Annotated in this window: 1 protein-coding gene; it reads left to right on the top strand. The window is 40.1% G+C overall.

Annotation, left to right across the window (positions count from 1 at the left end):
- Positions 1–222 (top strand): amino acid permease (locus tag EOC06_RS39625; protein ID WP_128310223.1); only part of this gene is annotated, 222 nt, incomplete at both ends.

The following is a 222-nucleotide window of genomic DNA, read 5'->3' on the forward strand; positions in this document are numbered from 1 at the left end:
TCCTCGCGGAGGCGGTGCTTATATTGTTTCAAAAACAAATCTAGGGGAAAATGCCGGCTTGATTGCAGGAGGCTCCTTGCTCGTTGATTATATCCTGACTGTTGCTGTAAGTGTATCAGCAGGTACAGATGCAATTACATCAGCATTTCCTAGCTTACATGAACATAATGTGCTTATAGCCAGCTTGTTTGTTATATTAATTACTATTTTGAACTTAAGAGG

It is taken from the genome of Mesorhizobium sp. M7A.F.Ca.MR.362.00.0.0 (assembly GCF_004023175.1).
GTDB lineage: Bacteria > Pseudomonadota > Alphaproteobacteria > Rhizobiales > Rhizobiaceae > Mesorhizobium.